The sequence below is a fragment of the Streptomyces sp. NPDC090741 genome, from assembly GCF_044769045.1.
In the GTDB taxonomy this organism is placed as follows: domain Bacteria; phylum Actinomycetota; class Actinomycetes; order Streptomycetales; family Streptomycetaceae; genus Streptomyces.
Window position 1 is genome coordinate 722,761 of the sequence record NZ_JBIVXF010000001.1, and the last position, 17,108, is coordinate 739,868.

At 71.5% G+C, this 17,108-nt stretch carries 13 protein-coding genes and 2 pseudogenes; 11 read left to right on the forward strand and 4 right to left on the reverse strand.

What is annotated here, in order from left to right:
- The first annotated feature begins 133 nt into the window (after positions 1–133).
- On the forward strand, positions 134–1,165 hold the full coding sequence (glpX, locus tag ACIQU4_RS03315; RefSeq protein ID WP_030159594.1) for a class II fructose-bisphosphatase: 1,032 nt from the start codon (positions 134–136) through the stop codon (positions 1,163–1,165).
- Between the two features lie 104 nt (positions 1,166–1,269).
- Here the strand turns inward: glpX and ACIQU4_RS03320 are convergent, their stop codons facing one another.
- A complete protein-coding gene (locus ACIQU4_RS03320) occupies positions 1,270–1,668 on the reverse strand; it encodes a WhiB family transcriptional regulator (protein WP_390786554.1) in 399 nt (132 codons plus the stop codon).
- A 210-nt stretch (positions 1,669–1,878) separates the two neighbouring features.
- Positions 1,879–2,562 carry a DUF1707 domain-containing protein gene (locus tag ACIQU4_RS03325; RefSeq protein ID WP_403725130.1) on the reverse strand — a complete coding sequence of 228 codons (684 nt, stop codon included), beginning with the start codon at positions 2,560–2,562 and terminating at the stop codon, positions 1,879–1,881.
- 160 nt (positions 2,563–2,722) lie between these two features.
- On the opposite strand from ACIQU4_RS03325, the gene ACIQU4_RS03330 reads away from it, so the two are divergent.
- Positions 2,723–4,390, forward strand: a complete 1,668-nt coding sequence (locus ACIQU4_RS03330) for a fumarate hydratase (protein WP_403725132.1) — start codon at positions 2,723–2,725, stop codon at positions 4,388–4,390.
- A 172-nt stretch (positions 4,391–4,562) separates the two neighbouring features.
- Positions 4,563–5,324 carry a glycerophosphodiester phosphodiesterase gene (locus ACIQU4_RS03335; RefSeq protein WP_403725135.1) on the forward strand — a complete coding sequence of 254 codons (762 nt, stop codon included), beginning with the start codon at positions 4,563–4,565 and terminating at the stop codon, positions 5,322–5,324.
- A 95-nt stretch (positions 5,325–5,419) separates the two neighbouring features.
- Here the strand turns inward: ACIQU4_RS03335 and ACIQU4_RS03340 are convergent, their stop codons facing one another.
- Complete coding sequence (locus ACIQU4_RS03340; protein ID WP_403725137.1) at positions 5,420–6,949, reverse strand: ricin-type beta-trefoil lectin domain protein; 1,530 nt, start codon at positions 6,947–6,949, stop codon at positions 5,420–5,422.
- 105 nt (positions 6,950–7,054) lie between these two features.
- Between ACIQU4_RS03340 and ACIQU4_RS03345 the strand changes: the two genes are divergently transcribed.
- From ACIQU4_RS03345 to ACIQU4_RS03355, 3 genes are all read left to right on the forward strand, one after another.
- Positions 7,055–8,458: a class II fumarate hydratase gene (locus ACIQU4_RS03345; protein WP_403725140.1), complete on the forward strand. Its 1,404-nt coding sequence runs from the start codon at positions 7,055–7,057 to the stop codon at positions 8,456–8,458.
- Positions 8,459–8,561: 103 nt separating this feature from the next.
- Positions 8,562–9,257: a DUF402 domain-containing protein gene (locus ACIQU4_RS03350; protein ID WP_403725143.1), complete on the forward strand. Its 696-nt coding sequence runs from the start codon at positions 8,562–8,564 to the stop codon at positions 9,255–9,257.
- 252 nt (positions 9,258–9,509) lie between these two features.
- Positions 9,510–11,933, forward strand: coding sequence for a SpoIIE family protein phosphatase (locus ACIQU4_RS03355; protein WP_403725145.1), 2,424 nt, complete (start codon positions 9,510–9,512; stop codon positions 11,931–11,933).
- Positions 11,934–12,028: 95 nt separating this feature from the next.
- Here ACIQU4_RS03355 and ACIQU4_RS03360 read toward each other — a convergent pair whose 3' ends face one another.
- The gene (locus ACIQU4_RS03360; RefSeq protein ID WP_403725148.1) at positions 12,029–14,269 is read right to left on the reverse strand and encodes a transglycosylase domain-containing protein; all 2,241 of its coding nucleotides are present in this window, start codon (positions 14,267–14,269) and stop codon (positions 12,029–12,031) included.
- 251 nt (positions 14,270–14,520) lie between these two features.
- On the opposite strand from ACIQU4_RS03360, the gene ACIQU4_RS03365 reads away from it, so the two are divergent.
- The 5 genes and pseudogenes from ACIQU4_RS03365 to ACIQU4_RS03385 form a co-directional block, all read left to right on the forward strand.
- On the forward strand, positions 14,521–15,411 hold the full coding sequence (locus ACIQU4_RS03365; RefSeq protein ID WP_403725150.1) for an SPFH domain-containing protein: 891 nt from the start codon (positions 14,521–14,523) through the stop codon (positions 15,409–15,411).
- A complete protein-coding gene (locus ACIQU4_RS03370) occupies positions 15,408–15,683 on the forward strand; it encodes a hypothetical protein (protein ID WP_403725152.1) in 276 nt (91 codons plus the stop codon). The genes ACIQU4_RS03365 and ACIQU4_RS03370 overlap by 4 nt, the downstream gene beginning before the upstream one ends.
- A 107-nt stretch (positions 15,684–15,790) precedes the next feature.
- Entirely contained in the window at positions 15,791–16,315 is a 525-nt protein-coding gene (locus tag ACIQU4_RS03375; RefSeq protein WP_403725154.1) for a PadR family transcriptional regulator, read from the forward strand.
- 5 nt (positions 16,316–16,320) lie between these two features.
- Positions 16,321–16,694 (forward strand): annotated as a pseudogene (locus ACIQU4_RS03380) (ABC transporter ATP-binding protein); the annotation flags it as partial.
- Positions 16,691–17,102, forward strand: a pseudogene (locus ACIQU4_RS03385) (FtsX-like permease family protein); the annotation flags it as partial. The pseudogenes ACIQU4_RS03380 and ACIQU4_RS03385, both read left to right, overlap by 4 nt.
- Between the last annotated feature and the right edge of the window lie 6 nt (positions 17,103–17,108).

A 17,108-nucleotide genomic window follows, 5' to 3' on the forward strand; every position in this document is an offset into this window, starting at 1 on the left:
GATGTCCGCTCACGCCAAACCCCCGACCGATACGGCGCTCATACGTGACCCGGTCTGCTCAATTTGTCGATGTACCGATAGAGTTCCAGCACCCTCACTTCCCGGCCGTCGCCGTACAGAAAGGTGCGCTCCGATGACCGAGCACAACCTGCCGCCCCAGCTCGAAGTCTCTCCGGAGGCCCCCGACCGCAACCTCGCCCTGGAACTCGTCCGGGTCACCGAGGCCGCAGCCATGGCCGCGGGCCGGTGGGTCGGGCGCGGCGACAAGCTCGGCGCCGACGGCGCCGCGGTCAACGCGATGCGGACCCTGATCTCCACCGTCTCGATGAACGGCGTAGTCGTCATCGGCGAGGGCGAGAAGGACGAAGCCCCGATGCTGTTCAACGGCGAGCGGGTCGGCGACGGCACCGGCGCCGAGGTTGACATCGCGGTCGACCCGATCGACGGCACGACGCTGAACGCCAAGGGCATGCCGAACGCGATCGCCGTCCTGGCCGCCGCCGACCGCGGCACCATGTTCGACCCGTCCGCGGTCTTCTACATGGAGAAGCTGGTCACCGGCCCCGAGGCCGCCGACTTCGTCGACATCAACGCGCCGGTCTCCGTCAACATCCGCCGCGTCGCCAAGGCCAAGAACATGGCCGTCGAAGACGTCACGGTGATCATCCTGGACCGCCCCCGCCACGAGGGCATCGTCAAGGAGATCCGCGAGACGGGCGCCCGGATCAAGTTCATCTCGGACGGCGACGTCGCGGGCTCGGTCATGGCGGTGCGCGAGGGCACCGGCGTGGACCTGCTCCTCGGCATCGGCGGCACCCCCGAGGGCATCATCTCGGCCTGCGCCATCAAGTGCCTCGGCGGCACGATCCAGGGCAAGCTGTGGCCGAAGGACGAGGCCGAGCGCCAGAAGGCCATCGACGCGGGCCACGACCTGGACCGGGTCCTGCACACCAACGACCTGGTCTCCGGCGACAACGTCTTCTTCGTCGCCACCGGCATCACGGACGGCGAGCTGCTGCGCGGCGTCCACTACCGCTCCGAGACCGCGACCACGTCCTCGCTGGTCATGCGCTCGAAGTCGGGCACGATCCGGCAGATCGACTCGACCCACCGCCTGTCGAAGCTGCGCGCGTACAGCGCGATCGACTTCGACCGCGCCCAGTAGGAGCGGGCAGGCCTTCAGGGCAGGCCTTCAGGCGGTCCCCGGCAGCGAGAGGGGCGCCACCGCGTGCGGCGGTGGCGCCCCTCTCGCTTGCGTACGTACGGGGCTCAGCCCGCGGCGGCTATCGGCCCGGCCCCCTGCGCCTGGCGCAGTTCGGCCGCCCGGCGCCTGCGGCGGGCCAGCACCACGCGGCGCTCGGCCGCGGTGAGCCCGCCCCACACCCCGTACGGCTCGGGCTGGAGCAGTGCGTGCTCGCGGCAGGCGACCATCACCGGGCACCGCGCGCAGACCCGCTTCGCGGCCTCCTCGCGGGAGAGCCGGGCCGCCGTCGGCTCCTTGGAGGGGGCGAAGAACAGCCCCGCCTCGTCCCGGCGGCACACCGCCTCCGCGTGCCATGGGCCGTCATCTTCCCTCGCCGGCACCCGCGGCTTCGGTACGGCGGCCGGACGCGCCTGAAGGCTCGGTACAGCGGCTACCTGCAGGGACTGATGCGGCGGATGCGGCACGGCCTACTCCTGACGACGTATACGCAAGCGAGAGACGATGCACCTGTCCCTACCCGCTGTGCGCGCCCCTATGCACTGCGTGGGGCAAGGGCGCCGCCCCGCCGAACTTCGACCGAAACACGACGCCTGCGTACGCCGTCACGTGTCCGCGCACGCCCGGCCGGATTCCGTCGCAGCCGCTCCGGGTGGCGCGGCCCGCGGACCCCGCCACTACCCCTGCAGGCGCTTGCGCAGCTTCAGGGCCAGGTCGACCAGGCGGGCGCCGAGCTTGGGCCGGGCCTCGATGTTGCCCAGCAGGGCGAAGCCGCGGATGATCACGACCGGGGCGCTCGGGTCGGTGGTGTCGGCGCGGCCCTCGCCGTGCACCTCGAAGTTGCCGAGGACCCCGCTGCCGTAGCCGCGGAGCGTCACGTTCTCCGGGACCGTGATCTCGACGTTGCCCAGCACGCTCGTCACGTCGATCTCGGTGATCTGCTGCTCGAAGACGGCCTCGGTGAGGTCGATGGCGACGTCGCCGAGGACACAGACCACACGGGTGTGCGCGCCGGGCCGCCAGCGGCCCTTGCGGGTGGAACTGCTGCACACGGCGACCACGGTCTCCGAGACCGCGGCCTGGCCGGCGGCGGCCGGAGCCGGGGCCGGATGCTGTCCGTACGCGGGCGCCGCCGCGGCCGGGCCGCCGGGCGCCGGCAGGTCCCGTACCAGCACCTCCAGCTCCCCGACGGTCTTCACGGCGTACAGCGAATCCAGCCGCTCGGAGTGCTCGTCGGCGGTCAGCCGGCCCTCGGCGAGGGCGTCGGCCAGGATGTGCGCGATCCGGTCGCGATCGGCGTCGGAGGCCCGCAGTTCGGCGGGGGCAGCGGCAGGCGCGGCAGGCTTCTTTTCCAGGTCCACGGCAGTCAGCATAGCGATACGCGATAGATCGCGATAGCCGTCCGCAGTTGACAGTGAGCCTTACCTCACAGACACGGCCCGGCATGGAGGTCCTACGCTGGACAGCCGCGCTGCCAAATGGTCGCCAGCGCCGTCTGCCGAGTGAGGAATGACTGCCGTCATGCCAGAGTTTGCGTACACCGACCTGCTCCCCCTGGGCGAGGACACCACCCCCTACCGGCTGGTGACCTCGGAGGGCGTCTCGACCTTCGAGGCCGACGGCCGTACGTTCCTCAAGGTCGAGCCCGAGGCGCTGCGCAAGCTCGCCGAAGAGGCCATCCACGACATCCAGCACTTCCTGCGCCCCGCGCACCTCGCGCAGCTGCGCCGGATCATCGACGACCCCGAGGCCTCGTCGAACGACAAGTTCGTCGCGCTCGACCTGCTCAAGAACGCGAACATCGCGGCGGCCGGCGTCCTGCCGATGTGCCAGGACACGGGCACGGCGATCGTGATGGGCAAGCGCGGCCAGAACGTGCTCACCGAGGGCGGAGACGAGGCGGCCCTCTCGCGCGGCATCTACGACGCGTACACGCAGCTGAACCTGCGCTACTCGCAGATGGCCCCGCTCACCATGTGGGAGGAGAAGAACACCGGCTCGAACCTGCCCGCGCAGATCGAGCTGTACGCGACCGACGGCGGCGCGTACAAGTTCCTCTTCATGGCCAAGGGCGGCGGCTCGGCCAACAAGTCCTTCCTCTACCAGGAGACGAAGGCGGTCCTCAACGAGGCCTCCATGATGAAGTTCCTGGAGGAGAAGATCCGCTCCCTCGGTACGGCGGCCTGCCCGCCCTACCACCTGGCGATCGTGGTCGGCGGCACCTCGGCGGAGCACGCGCTCAAGACGGCGAAGTACGCCTCGGCCCACTACCTGGACGAGCTCCCCACGGAAGGCTCCCCCCTGGGCCACGGCTTCCGCGATGTCGACCTCGAACAGCAGGTCTTCGAACTGACCCAGAAGATCGGCATCGGCGCGCAGTTCGGCGGCAAGTACTTCTGCCACGACGTGCGCGTCGTGCGGCTCCCGCGCCACGGCGCGTCGCTGCCGGTCGCGATCGCCGTGTCCTGCTCGGCGGACCGCCAGGCGACGGCGAAGATCACCGCGGAGGGCGTCTTCCTGGAGCAGCTGGAGCGCGACCCGGCCCGCTTCCTGCCGGAGACGACGGACGAGCACCTGAACGACTCGTCGGACGTGGTGTCGATCGACCTGAACCAGCCGATGGAGGACATCCTCGCCACGCTCACCCGGCACCCGGTGAAGACCCGCCTCTCCCTGACCGGCCCGCTGGTCGTGGCGCGCGACATCGCGCACGCCAAGATCAAGGAGCTGCTGGACTCGGGCGCGGAGATGCCGCAGTACCTGAAGGACCACCCGGTCTACTACGCCGGCCCGGCGAAAACCCCCGAGGGCTACGCCTCGGGCTCCTTCGGCCCGACCACGGCCGGCCGGATGGACTCGTACGTCGAGCAGTTCCAGGCGGCGGGCGGCTCGAAGGTCATGCTGGCCAAGGGCAACCGCTCGCAGCAGGTGACGGACGCGTGCGGCACGCACGGCGGCTTCTACCTCGGCTCGATCGGCGGCCCGGCGGCGCGCCTGGCCCAGGACTGCATCAAGAAGGTCGAGGTCCTGGAGTACGAGGAGCTCGGCATGGAGGCGGTCTGGAAGATCGAGGTCGAGGACTTCCCGGCGTTCATCGTCGTGGACGACAAGGGCAACGACTTCTTCCAGAACCCGGCCCCGGCCCCGACCTTCACCAGCATCCCGGTCCGCGGCCCCGGCCTCGGCTGATCCCGGCTGCATCACCCGCTGAGAGCCCCTGGCACCCGCCGGGGGCTCTCAAGGGCGAGCCGCCTCGAACCGGCACTCGGAGCGGGGCTCGCGGTGCAGTGTCGCGAACTGTTCGGCCATCGGTGCAGGATCGCGTACCGGGCCGGTCACCGCATCCGGATAACGTCGGAGCATGAGCTCTCTCGCCACCGCCCGCGACGTGCGGGTCATCGCCCATCGCGGGGCTTCCCACGACCACCCCGAGCACACCGTCGAGGCCTATCGGCAGGCCATCGACGACGGCGCCGACGCGCTGGAGTGCGATGTGCGGCTGAGTGCCGACGGGCGGCTCGTGTGTGTGCACGACCGGCGGGTGGAGCGGACCTCCGACGGGCGCGGGGTCGTCTCCGCCATGACGTACGAACAGCTGGCCGGGCTCGACTTCGGCGGCTGGAAGGGCGAGGCGCACCGCGGGGCGCAGGTGCTGCTCTTCGAGGACCTGCTCAAGGAGGCGCTGGCCGCCGACCGGCCCGTCGGGCTGGCCGTCGAGACCAAGCACCCCACCCGCGCCGGCGGGCGCCTGGAGGCCGAGCTCGTACGGGTCCTCAAGGAGCACGGGCTCGCCGACGGCTCCGACGGCCGGGTCGAGGTCATGAGCTTCTCCCGCAACGCCCTGATCCGGCTGAACCGGCTGGCTCCCGGGCTGCCCGCCGTGTACCTCATCGAGCGGAGGCTGCGGCCCGTCCGGCCGCCGTTCGCCGGGCACGCCGGGCCCGGCATCGACCTGCTGCGCAAGGACCCGGGGCTGGTGGCGCGGCTGAAGGCCCAGGGGCTGCGGGTACGCGTCTGGACGGTCGACGAGCCGGAGGACGTGGAGTTCTGCGTCCGCCTGGGCGTGGACACGCTCATCACCAACCGGCCCCGGGAAGTCCGCGAGTACCTGCGCCGGTTGTGAGTCCGGATGAGAGTCCGGATGAGAACACCCGGCCGGGTGCGCCGGCCGGGTGTGGGGGGTGCGGGTGCTGCGGGACGGGGTTGTGCGCAGTGCCTCTACACGAAGCGCTGGTTCGCCGAGCCGTTGCAGGTCTGCAGGCGCAGCTGGTCGTGGGCGGCGGCCACGGTCAGGCACATGCCCGGGGCGGCCGCGGGGCGCAGGGTGGCGCCGTCGCGGACCCAGCTCTGGTTCGCGCCGCCGTGGCAGTTCCAGATGATCAGGCCGGTGCCCGCGCCGTAGTTGGCGCCGGGGGCGTCCAGGCAGCGGTCGTGGGTCAGCTCGATGTGGACCGACTTGCGGGCCCCGTCGTACCACCAGCCCTGGTTGCGGCCGCCGTGGCAGTCCCAGCCCAGGACGGCCGTCTCATTGGCGCTGGATCCGCCCTTCGCGTCGAGGCAGTTGCCGGTCGCCTCGTTCTTCAGCGGCGCGTAGAGGGAGTCCCAGGCCCCGGCCTGCAGGACGGGCGTTCCGGTGCTCGCCGGGTCGGCGCAGGAGGCCTCGCGCAGGCCCGAGTCGTAGAGCTGGGTCAGACATGACGCGAACGCTCCGTGGCCCCGGTAGTTCGGGTGGAAGGACTGGCGGGCGGTGTTCTCGTCCCACGGGAAGTGGTCCCCGAGGTCCAGGTAGAGGCCGCGGGCCCAGGTGTCCTCCATGCAGACCTCGTGGCCCTGGAAGAGCCGCGAGTTGTCCAGGTACGTGGCCCCCGAGGCCAGCGCCGCCGCGCGCATGCCCTTCTCGAAGGTGGGCACCGCGTAGTTGCGGCCCCAGGCGGCGTCGGAGTCGTAGCCGGCGCAGCCTCCGGGGAGCTTGCCGGGGAAGTTCGGATTGTCGTAGAAGTCGGGGCCGATGGGGCTGGGGTAGCCCATCACGACGAGCTTGTAGTCGGAGTCGGCGTAGCCCGCGTCGCGCATGACGGTCTTGAGGTCGGCGACCGTCGCCTCGACCTTGGGCTTCAGGCCGTCCACGCGTGCCTGCCAGCCCGGCCCGTACTTGGGCTCGCAGGTGCCCTGGCTGAGCACCCAGCGGGTCACGCAGTCGGTCATGACCGGGCCGAACTGGAGGTCGTCGTTGGCGCCGGCGACGAGCAGCACCATCTTGATCTTCGTATTGCGCGCCTTGACGGCGAGGCTGTCGCTCTGCACCAGCTCGTCGGCGTACTGCTTGCTGCCGCCGATCCGGATGTTGCCGGTGTAGCCGCCGGAGCAGGCGACGTTGAAGGTCAGGTCCGCCGGGATGCCGGTGCGGTGGATCGCGGAGTCCGGCGAGCGGTGGCACTGGTTGTTCGGCGTGTTGGTCGCCGGGTCGTAGTTGCCCACGCCCTCGCCCGAGATCTCGCTGTCGCCGAGCGAGATCAGGCCGGTCTTGCGCTCGTTCAGCGGGCGGATCGCCGGGTCGCCGTAGATCTTGACGGCCTCCGCCGCGCGGACGGCCTCCAGTTCGGGCGAGAGCGGGGTGGCGGCCGCCGCGGGGGTGGTCGCCGCCTGGGCCATGGGGGTGATGGCGGTGACGCCCCCGAGGGCGGCCGCGATCGCCGCGACGGCGGCGAAGGTAGATCTGAGCCCGGGTCTCGTACGTACACGTGTCATGAACGTCTCCCCTATCGGTGTTACCCACGGTATTTACTGGCCGGTAGGGGACTTGGGAACACTTCGAACAAGACAATTGCTCAACTTTTTGAGGAGGCAACGAACATGACCGACGATCAGAATCAGGACGCCTACCGGATCGAGCACGACTCGATGGGCGAGGTACGGGTCCCCGCGCACGCCAAATGGCGGGCTCAGACCCAGCGCGCGGTGGAGAACTTCCCCGTCTCCGGACAGCGCCTGGAGCGCGCCCACATCGAGGCGCTCGCCCTCGTCAAGGCCGCGGCCGCCGCGGTGAACGCGAAGCTGGGGGTGGTGGACGAGGACATCGCCGACGCGATCCGGTCCGCCGCCTCCGAGGTGGCCGAGGGCCGCTGGGACGAGCACTTCCCCGTCGACGTGTTCCAGACCGGGTCCGGCACCTCGTCCAACATGAACACCAACGAGGTCATCGCGACCCTGGCCGGCGAGCGGCTCGGCCGCGAGGTCCACCCCAACGACCACGTCAACGCCTCGCAGAGCTCCAACGACGTGTTCCCGTCGTCCATCCACATCGCCGCGACCGCCGCCGTCACCCGCGAGCTGATCCCGGCCCTGGAGCACCTCGCCGCCGCCCTGGAGCGCAAGGCCGCCGAGTTCACGGAGGTGGTCAAGGCGGGCCGGACGCACCTGATGGACGCCACCCCGGTGACCTTGGGCCAGGAGTTCGGCGGGTACGCCGCCCAGGTGCGCTACGGCGTCGAGCGGCTGCGCGCGGCCCTGCCCCGGCTCGCCGAACTGCCGCTGGGCGGGACCGCCGTGGGCACCGGGATCAACACCCCGCCCGGGTTCTCCGCGGCCGTGATCGCCGAGGTGGCCGCCGCGACCGGGCTGCCGCTGACCGAGGCCCGCAACCACTTCGAGGCCCAGGGGGCGCGGGACGCGCTGGTGGAGACCTCGGGGATGCTCCGTACGATCGCCGTCTCCCTGACCAAGATCTCCAACGATCTGCGCTGGATGGCCTCGGGACCGCGCACGGGATTGGCCGAAATCAATCTGCCCGACCTCCAGCCGGGCTCCTCGATCATGCCCGGGAAGGTCAATCCGGTGATCCCGGAGGCCGTACTCATGGTCGCCGCACAGGTGACCGGGAACGACACGACCGTCGCCGTGGCGGGCGCGGCGGGCAATTTCGAGCTCAATGTGATGCTCCCCGTGATGGCCAAGAACCTGCTGGAATCGATCCGGCTGCTCGGCAACGCGAGCCGCCTGCTGGCCGACCGCACGGTCGACGGGATCACCGCGAACGTGGCGCGGGCCAGGGAGTTCGCCGAGTCCTCCCCCTCCGTGGTGACCCCGCTGAACCGGTACATCGGCTACGAGGAGGCGGCCAAGGTCGCCAAGAAGGCGCTCGCCGAACGGAAGACGATCAGGGAGGTCGTGCTGGAGTCCGGGTACGTCGACCGCGGCGACCTGACGCTGGAACAGCTGGACGCGGCCCTCGACGTCCTGCGCATGACCCGGCCCTGAAAACGTCACAGGAGGAGGACCGGATTCGGTCGTTTCCCGTCCCCGCGCACCTCCGTGACCTGCAACGCAGCGGGCGCGGGGGCCCCCGCCCTAAGATCTGCGCATGACAGGTACCGGAGGCCGCGGGGGCGGCGACGCACAGGGCACCCGCTGGCGGCCGGGTGCGCAGATCCTCTGGCGCTACCGCGATCACGCCCCGGGTCTGAAGGGCGCGGTCCACATCTGCCGCCCGGTGACGGTGGTGCAGGACACCGCCGACCTGCTGGCGGTGTGGATGGCCGCCGGCACCGAGTGCGTCAAGCCGGTACTGGCCGACGGCACCTCCGTCCACGAGGAGCCGCTCGCCACCCGGTACACCGCGCCGCGCACCACCGCGCGGTCGCGCTGGTTCGGCGCCGGCGTCCTGAAGCTGGCGCGGCCCGGGGACCCGTGGTCGGTATGGCTGTTCTGGGACCACGGCTGGCGGTTCAAGAGCTGGTACGTGAACCTGGAGGAGCCTCGGACCCGGTGGTCCGGCGGGATCGATTCCGTGGACCACTTCCTGGACATCTCCGTCTACCCCGACCGTACGTGGAAGTGGCGCGACGAGGACGAGTTCGCACAGGCCCAGCGGGCCGGTCTGATGGACGCGGAACAGGCCCGCCAGGTGCAGGCCGCGGGGCGGGCGGCGGTGGACGTGATCAAGGAGTGGGGGGCGCCGTTCTGCGACGGCTGGCAGGACTGGCGGCCGGATCCCGCCTGGGGAGTTCCGGCCCTTCCCGAGGACTGGGACCGCACTCCGGCGCATATGACCTCATGAGACCCTTGATGCGCCCCCGGGGTTCAACCGTAAGATCTCCCTCCGCAGGTCGCGCGCGGGAGGCGCGCTGGGCCCCGAATCCGTAAATGTCGTGCCGTACGCGGGACTTGACCGGAGGTCAACGCAGAGCGAGAGGTAACGAGCGGGACGCGGAACCTCGGGGCGGTGGTGTCCCCGCCGCTGAGCGGGTATACCGCGACTGACCGAGTTGAGTGCAGCGCACATCGAGCGCAAACGGACGGAATTCCACGCGTGACGGAGTACCCCACCTCGCAGGAGGGCCCGCAGCCTGCCGCGGCCGCCGCGACACCGGCCCCGGGCGGCCCCGGCATGCCCGCCGTCCCCGGCGGTTGTACGGACGAGCTGGGCCACGGCAAGGCCCCCGTCCCCGCGGCCGAGGCCGTACGCGGCTCGGCCGCGCCCGGCGACGACCCCGTCCGCTCGGACGTCCCACGCCCGCGCGGCGAGGGCGTACCCGCCCCGCAGGACGGCACGCCCCTCCCGGCGCGCGGCCGCGCCCGGGGCACGGCGGCATCGGGCGCGGCCGGCCGCCGCGGCCGCGACGCCGAGGCGGCCCGGGGCGCCGTACGCGACGCCGCGGCGGCGGGCGGGTCCCGGCGGCGCGACGGCGAGGCGGCACGGAACGCCGCGCACGGCGAGGACCCGGCCGGCCAGTCCGCCGCCCGGGCCCACGAGGCCCGAGGGGCCCAGGAGCGCCCGGCGGCGATACCGGAGGCCTCCCGCCCCCGCGACGGCGCAGACGCAGCCGCAGACGCAGCCGGACAGAGCGCCGGAGCCGGTGAGGGCGCGGACGCGCTCGGCGGCCAGGGTGGTGCGGCGCAGGCGCAGGTGTACGGCCAGGGCGCCGGTACGCCGGACGGTGCGGTCGGCGGGGGTCTGCAGGGGACCGACGGCGGGGTGGCCCGGCGGGAGGGTGACCGGCTGCGGTTCGTCGGGGCCGCGACCCGGCGGATCGCCCGCGGCATCGACCTCGACGAGATCGTCCTCGGCCTGTGCCGGGCCACCGTGCCCACCTTCTCGGACGCCATCCTCGTCTACCTGCGCGATCCCCTCCCCGTGGGCGACGAACGTCCCGTCGGCCCGGTCGTTTTAAGGCTGCGCCGCACCGACCGGCTCCGCCCGATCGACGATCTGACGGGAACCGAGGGCGCGGGGGCCGCGGGGGCCGCCGGCGAGCTCGACTTCAGCCAGTTGCCGCTGGTCGGCCCGCAGGGTGACCTGCCCGCGGCCGAGCTCTGCGAGATCCGCCCCGGCGGTGCCCTCGCCGAGGTGCTGCGCGGCGTCCGCCCCGTGTTCGGGTCCGCCGCCGGGGCCAAGGACGCCCTGCCGGAGCTGCTCGGCTCGGAGCACCCCGTACCGCGCGGCCAGCGGGCCATCCTCGCGCCGCTGCGCGGCCGCCGCCGCGTCATCGGCTCGGCGGTGTTCCTGCGCAGCCCCGAGCGGCCCGCGTTCGAGCAGAACGACCTCCTGGTGGCCGCCCAGCTGGCCACGCACACCGCGCTCGGCATCGACAAGGCGGTCCTGTACGGCCGCGAGGCGTACATCGCCGACGAGCTCCAGCGCACCATGCTGCCCGACAGCCTCCCCCAGCCCACCGGGGTCCGGCTCGCCTCCCGCTACCTGCCCGCCGCCGAGACGGCCCGGGTCGGCGGCGACTGGTACGACGCGATACCGCTGCCCGGCAGCCGTGTCGCGCTCGTCGTCGGCGACGTCATGGGCCACTCCATGACCTCCGCCGCGATCATGGGCCAGCTCCGCACCACCGCCCAGACCCTGGCGCAGCTGGACCTGCCGCCCGCCGAGGTCCTGCACCACCTGGACGAGCAGGCCCAGCGGCTCGGCTCCGACCGGATGGCCACCTGCCTGTACGCGGTCTACGACCCCGTCTCGCACCGGATCACCATCGCCAACGCCGGCCACCCGCCGCCCGTGCTCCTGCACCTCGGCGGCCGTGCCGAGGTGCTCCGCGTACCCCCCGGCGCCCCCATCGGCGTGGGCGGCGTGGACTTCGAGGCCGTGGAGCTGGACGCGCCCGCCGGGGCCACCCTCCTGCTCTACACCGACGGGCTGGTCGAATCCCGGCTGCGCGACGTGTGGACGGGCATCGAGCAGCTGCGCGAGCGCCTGGCCACCACCGCCCAGCTGACCGGGCTGGACCACCCGCCGCCGCTGGAGGCGCTCTGCGACGACGTCCTGGACATGCTCGGGCCGGGCGACCGGGACGACGACATCGCGCTGCTCGCCGCCCGTTTCGACGGGATCGCGCCCAGCGACGTCGCGTACTGGTTCCTGGACCCGGAGGAGACCGCTCCGGGCCGCGCCCGCCGGTTCGCCCGCCGCGCGCTGACCCGGTGGGGCCTGGAGGAGCTCCAGGACTCCCTCGAACTGCTGGTCAGCGAGGTGGTCACGAACGCCGTGCGGTACGCCGAGCGGCCCGTGACCCTGCGTCTGCTGCGGACGGACGTACTGCGCTGCGAGGTCGGCGACGACTCCCCGCAGCTGCCGCGCCAGCGCCGGGCCCGGGACACCGACGAGGGCGGCCGCGGGCTGTTCCTGGTCAACCGGATGGCCCGGCGCTGGGGCGCGACCCGGCTGAGCAGCGGGAAGGTCGTCTGGTTCGAGCTCCCGTTGCCGGGGGCGCAGGACCGGCGCTGACCGACCCTGTGACGCAACACCGCCGCCCCGCAGCGTGGATGCTGCGGGGCGGCGGTGTGTTCACGGCCGTACGGGCGCCACGGGCGCCACGGGCGCTACGGGATCGTGATCGGCGCGCTCTTCGTCGGGTCCGGGCTCTTCGTCGGGTCCGGACTCTTGGTCGGGTCCGGGCTCTTCGTCGCGCTCTTGGTCGGGTCCGGCGAACTCTTGCCGGGGCCCGGGGTGTTCTGCGACGGCGAGACGGGCGCCGACGGCGTGCTGGCCGAAGAGGAGCTCGACGAGGACGGGGAGCTGCTGCGGCTCGGCGCCTGCGAGGCGCCCATCTTCGCCTCGGAGAGGTCGAACTCGCCGGTGTCCACGCCCTTGAGCGCGGCCAGCGTGTACGCCTTCCAGATCTCGGCCGGGAAGCTGGAACCACCCGCTCGGCCACCGCCCGCGGTACCGGTCAGGGTGACCTGCTTGGCCGTTCCGGGCTCCTCGCCGAACATCGCGACGACGGTGACGAGCTCAGGCGTGTACGCGGTGAACCAGGCGGCCACGTTGGACTCGGTGGTACCGGTCTTGCCGGCGGCCTCGTAGGCGGAGCTCTTCACGGCCTTGCCGGAACCGTCCTGGACGACGCCGGTGAGCACCTTGGTCACCGTGTCGGCGCTCTCGCGGCTGATGGCCTGGCCGCCCACGGACTCGACCGGCTTGAAGGTGCGGTCGGCGTGCTTGGCGCCCTTGATGATCGTCGGGGTGATCTTCTTGCCGTGGCTGTCGAAGGTGGCGTAGACGCCGGCCATCTCCAGGGTGTTGGCGCTCATGGTGCCGAGCGACATGGCCGGCTTGTCGGCCGGCCAGCCGTCGCGGTCCTTCATGCCGAGTGCGAGCGCCGTCTTCTTCACGTTCGGCGGGCCCACGTCCACGATCATCTGGGCGTACACCGAGTTCACGGAGGAGTTGGTGGCCGCCTGGACGGTGAGGAGCGGGTCGCCGTAGTTCGCGTTGTCCTGGTTCTGCGGGGCGAACGGGGTGTCGCTGCCGACGACCGGGCGCTTGCTGGTGCCGTCGTAGAGCGCGTTCGGCGTGATCGGCTTGCCGTCGTGCGTCGTGGACTTGTTCTCCAGCGCGGAGGCGAGCACGACCGGCTTGAAGGTCGAGCCGGGCTGGAAGTCCTGACGCAGGGCGTTGCTCGCCCAGTGGTCGGAGAGCCCGGTACCGCCGTACATCGCGACGACGGCACCGGTCTTCGGGTCCACGGAGGTGGCGCCGGCCTGCACGCTCGCGTCGACGGGCCGGTCCTTGCGGTCGAGCTTGGACTCCAGCTCGTCCTGGACGGCCTTCTCCAGCGCGGCCTGCTTCTTCGGGTCGATGTTGAGGGTGATCTCCCAGCCGCCGGCCTGCAGCTCCTGGGTGGTCATGTTGGTCTGCCGCCGCAGTTCCGCGTCCGCGGCCTGCTTCAGATAGCCCTTCTGGCCCTCCATGCCGGGGGCGGCCTTGGGCTTGATCGGCATCGGAAGCTGGAGCTGCTTGCGCTTCTCCGGGTCGAGCGCCTTCATCTCGACCATGTTGTCGAGCACGCCGTTGAAGCGGATCTTGACCAGCCGCGTGCCGTTCGGGCCCGCGGTCGCCAGGTCGTAGTCGCTGGGCGCCTGGAGGACGGCCGCGAGGTACGCGCCCTGCTCCAGGGTCAGCTTGTCGACGTCGACGCCGTAGTAGGCCTGGGCGGCCGCCTGGATGCCGTACGCGCCGCGTCCGAAGTAACTGGTGTTCAGGTACCCCTCGAGGATGTCGTCCTTCTGCATGCGCCGGTCGACCTTGAGGGAGATCACGAGCTCCTTGAGCTTGCGGGTCGCCGTCTGGTCCTGGTTCAGGTAGAAGTTCTTGACGTACTGCTGGGTGATCGTCGAACCGCCGGCCTTGCCCTTGCCCGTGACCGTGTTGAACAGGCCTCGGGCGATGCCGAGGAAGTCGACGCCCTGGTCCTCGTAGAAGGACTTGTTCTCGATCGCGATGAAGCCGGTCTTGACGTCCTTGGGGACCCGGCTGATCGGCACGATCTCGCGGTTCATCTTGCCGTCGCGCGCCATGATCGAGCCGTCCGCGTACTTGTAGACGTTGCTCTGCTTGATGGCGTCGGCGTTCGGGTCGGGCTCGTCCACGTAGAAGTAGAGGGCCACGAGTGCGCCCATGCCGAGCAGGATGATCCCGAAGAAGGCCCCGAGGATCTTCTTCCATGTGAAGAAGCGACGTATGCCGGTCCGCTTGCCGGCACGCCCCTTCCCGGTGGCGCGCCCGCGCGGCGCCCGTCGCGCACTGCGCTGCTGCGCCTTACGCGCTTCTGCTCGGCCCATCGCTCCCGCTCCGCTCGATTACCCCCCCGACGTCAGCTCAGAAAGCTAACACCGCAGGTTGTGACAAAGGTTGACCAACCCTGGCCAATACCGGTCAATTCGGACGTGAGAATCAGCACCCACATCAATGGAACCGACGCGCCACAAGCCCGCAGGGTTGCGGCGGCCTCAAAAAGTGATATCACTTTGCTAAGCGGCTCGACCGGCCGCGACCAAGCCAATGGGGGCAGATCATGACGAATACGGCGGCTATGACCGGAGACATACGGGAGTTCACGGCGCGCAGCATGGGCGGCGGACTGGCCCTGCTGCTGGGGCTGTTGGGGGCTGCGGCCGGCGCCGCCCTGATCGCCCTCGGCGCGGCCGCCGAGGGCTCGGCGGCGCACGTGTCCCTGATCGTGCTCGGCATCCTCCTGATCGCCGCCTCGGCGTTCGCGATGGGCGGGCTGAACATGGTGGCTCCGGGCGAGGCCCGCGTGGTCCAGCTGTTCGGCCGGTACCGGGGGACGATCCGTACGGACGGCCTGCGCTGGGTCAACCCGCTCACCTCGCGGGAGAAGATCTCCACCCGGGTCCGCAACCACGAGACGGCCGTCCTGAAGGTCAACGACGCGTACGGCAACCCGATAGAGCTGGCGGCCGTCGTGGTGTGGCGGGTGGAGGACACCGCGCGGGCGACGTTCGAGGTGGAGGACTTCACGCAGTTCGTCGAGACCCAGACCGAGGCGGCGGTCCGGCACATCGCGATCGAGTACCCGTACGACGCGCACGACGAGGGCGGGCTGTCGCTGCGCGGCAACGCCGAGGAGATCACCGAGAAGCTGGCGCTCGAACTGCACGCCCGGGTGGAGGCGGCCGGCGTCCGGATCATCGAGTCCCGGTTCACGCATCTCGCGTACGCTCCGGAGATCGCCTCCGCGATGCTCCAGCGCCAGCAGGCGGGCGCGGTCGTGGCGGCCCGCAAGCAGATCGTGGAAGGGGCGGTGGGCATGGTCGAACTGGCCCTGACCCGACTGGCGGAGCAGGACATCGTGGACCTGGACCCGGAGCGCAAGGCCGCCATGGTGTCGAACCTGATGGTGGTCCTGTGCGGCGACCGGGCCGCCCAGCCGGTCGTCAACACGGGCACGCTCTACCAGTGAGCCCCGCCGGCGAGCAGCAGGAGCCCGAGGCGGGCGAGGGCCGGGAGCGGCCGCCCGCGCGGGCCGGGCGGCAGGCGCGCAAGCAGGTGCTGCTGCGGCTCGACCCGCAGGTGCACGACGCCCTCGCCCGCTGGGCGGGCGAGGAGCTGCGCAGCGCCAACGCGCAGATCGAGTTCCTGCTGCGGCGGGCCCTTTCCGAGGCCGGCCGCCTCCCGGGCGGCGCGGCCCCGATCCCGCCGCGCGGCCGCCCCCGCGTCCCGCCCGACGCCTGAGCGGATCAGGACCGAAGTCCCGACGAGTGACCGATGAGGCAGGCCGAAAGTCCTCTCTACACCCCGGATATACATCGAGCGTATACACCGGATGCACAGTCCTCGGCATGTCCATCGGTCACACGCTCCTCGGCCTCCTGGAGGCCGCTCCACGCCACGGTTACGACCTCAAGCGCGCCTTCGACGAGAAGTTCGGCCACGACCGGCCCCTCGCCTACGGCCAGGCCTACTCGACCATGTCCCGTCTCCTGAAGAACGGCCTCGTCGAGGTCGAGGGGATAGAGAGCGGCGGCGGTCCCGACCGCAGGCGGTACGCCATCACCGACGCCGGCATCACCGACGTCGACGGCTGGCTCGCCCAGCCCGAGAAGCCCGAGCCGTACCTCCAGTCGACCCTCTACACCAAGGTCGTCCTCGCCCTGCTCACCGGCCGCAGCGCCGCCGACCTGCTGGACACCCAGCGGTCCGAGCACCTGCGGCTCATGCGCATCCTGACCCAGCGCAAGCGCAAGGGCGACCTCGCCGACCAACTCGTCCGCGACCACGCCCTGTTCCACCTCGAAGCGGATCTGCGATGGCTGGAACTCGCCGCCGCCCGCCTCGACCAGCTCGCCCGGGAGGTCCACCGATGAGCCCCATGCCCCCGGCCGGCACCCTGCTCTCGGCCACGGACCTGCGCAAGACGTACGGGTCCACCGCCGCGCTCGACGGCGCGGACTTCTCCGTCCACCCCGGCGAGGTCGTCGCCGTCATGGGCCCCTCGGGATCCGGCAAGTCGACGCTCCTGCACTGCCTCGCCGGGATCGTCCCGCCCGACTCCGGCACCATCACGTACGCCGGCCGCGAACTGTCGGCCATGAACGACGCCGAGCGCAGCGCGCTGCGCCGCGCGAGTTCGGCTTCGTGTTCCAGTTCGGCCAGCTCGTCCCCGAGCTGACCTGCATCGAGAACGTCGCCCTGCCGCTGCGCCTGACCGGTGTGAAGCGCAAGCAGGCCGAGCGCACCGCCCTGGAGACGTGTTCATCGCGGCCGCCGTCCGCTTCGGCGGCGACCGCCGCGACCGCCGGCTCGCCGCCCTGCGCCTGGTCGGCGCCGACGCCCGGATGGTCCGCCGGATCGCTGCGGGCGAGGCCGTCGCCGGATCCCTGATCGGTCTGGTCCTCGGTACGGGCTTCTTCCTCGTCGCCCGGCAGCTGGCCCCTGCCGTCACCCTGTACCAGCGCAGCGTCTTCCCCGCCGATCTGAACCCGGCCCCCTGGCTGGCCGCCCTCGTCGCCATCGCGGTGCCCGCCGCGGCCGTCGCCGTGACCCTGTTCGCCCTGCGCGGCGTGGTCATCGAGCCGCTGGGCGTGGTCCGTACGGCCACTCCGCGCCGGCGCCGGATCTGGTGGCGCCTGCTGCTCCCGCTGGCCGGCGTCGGCCTGC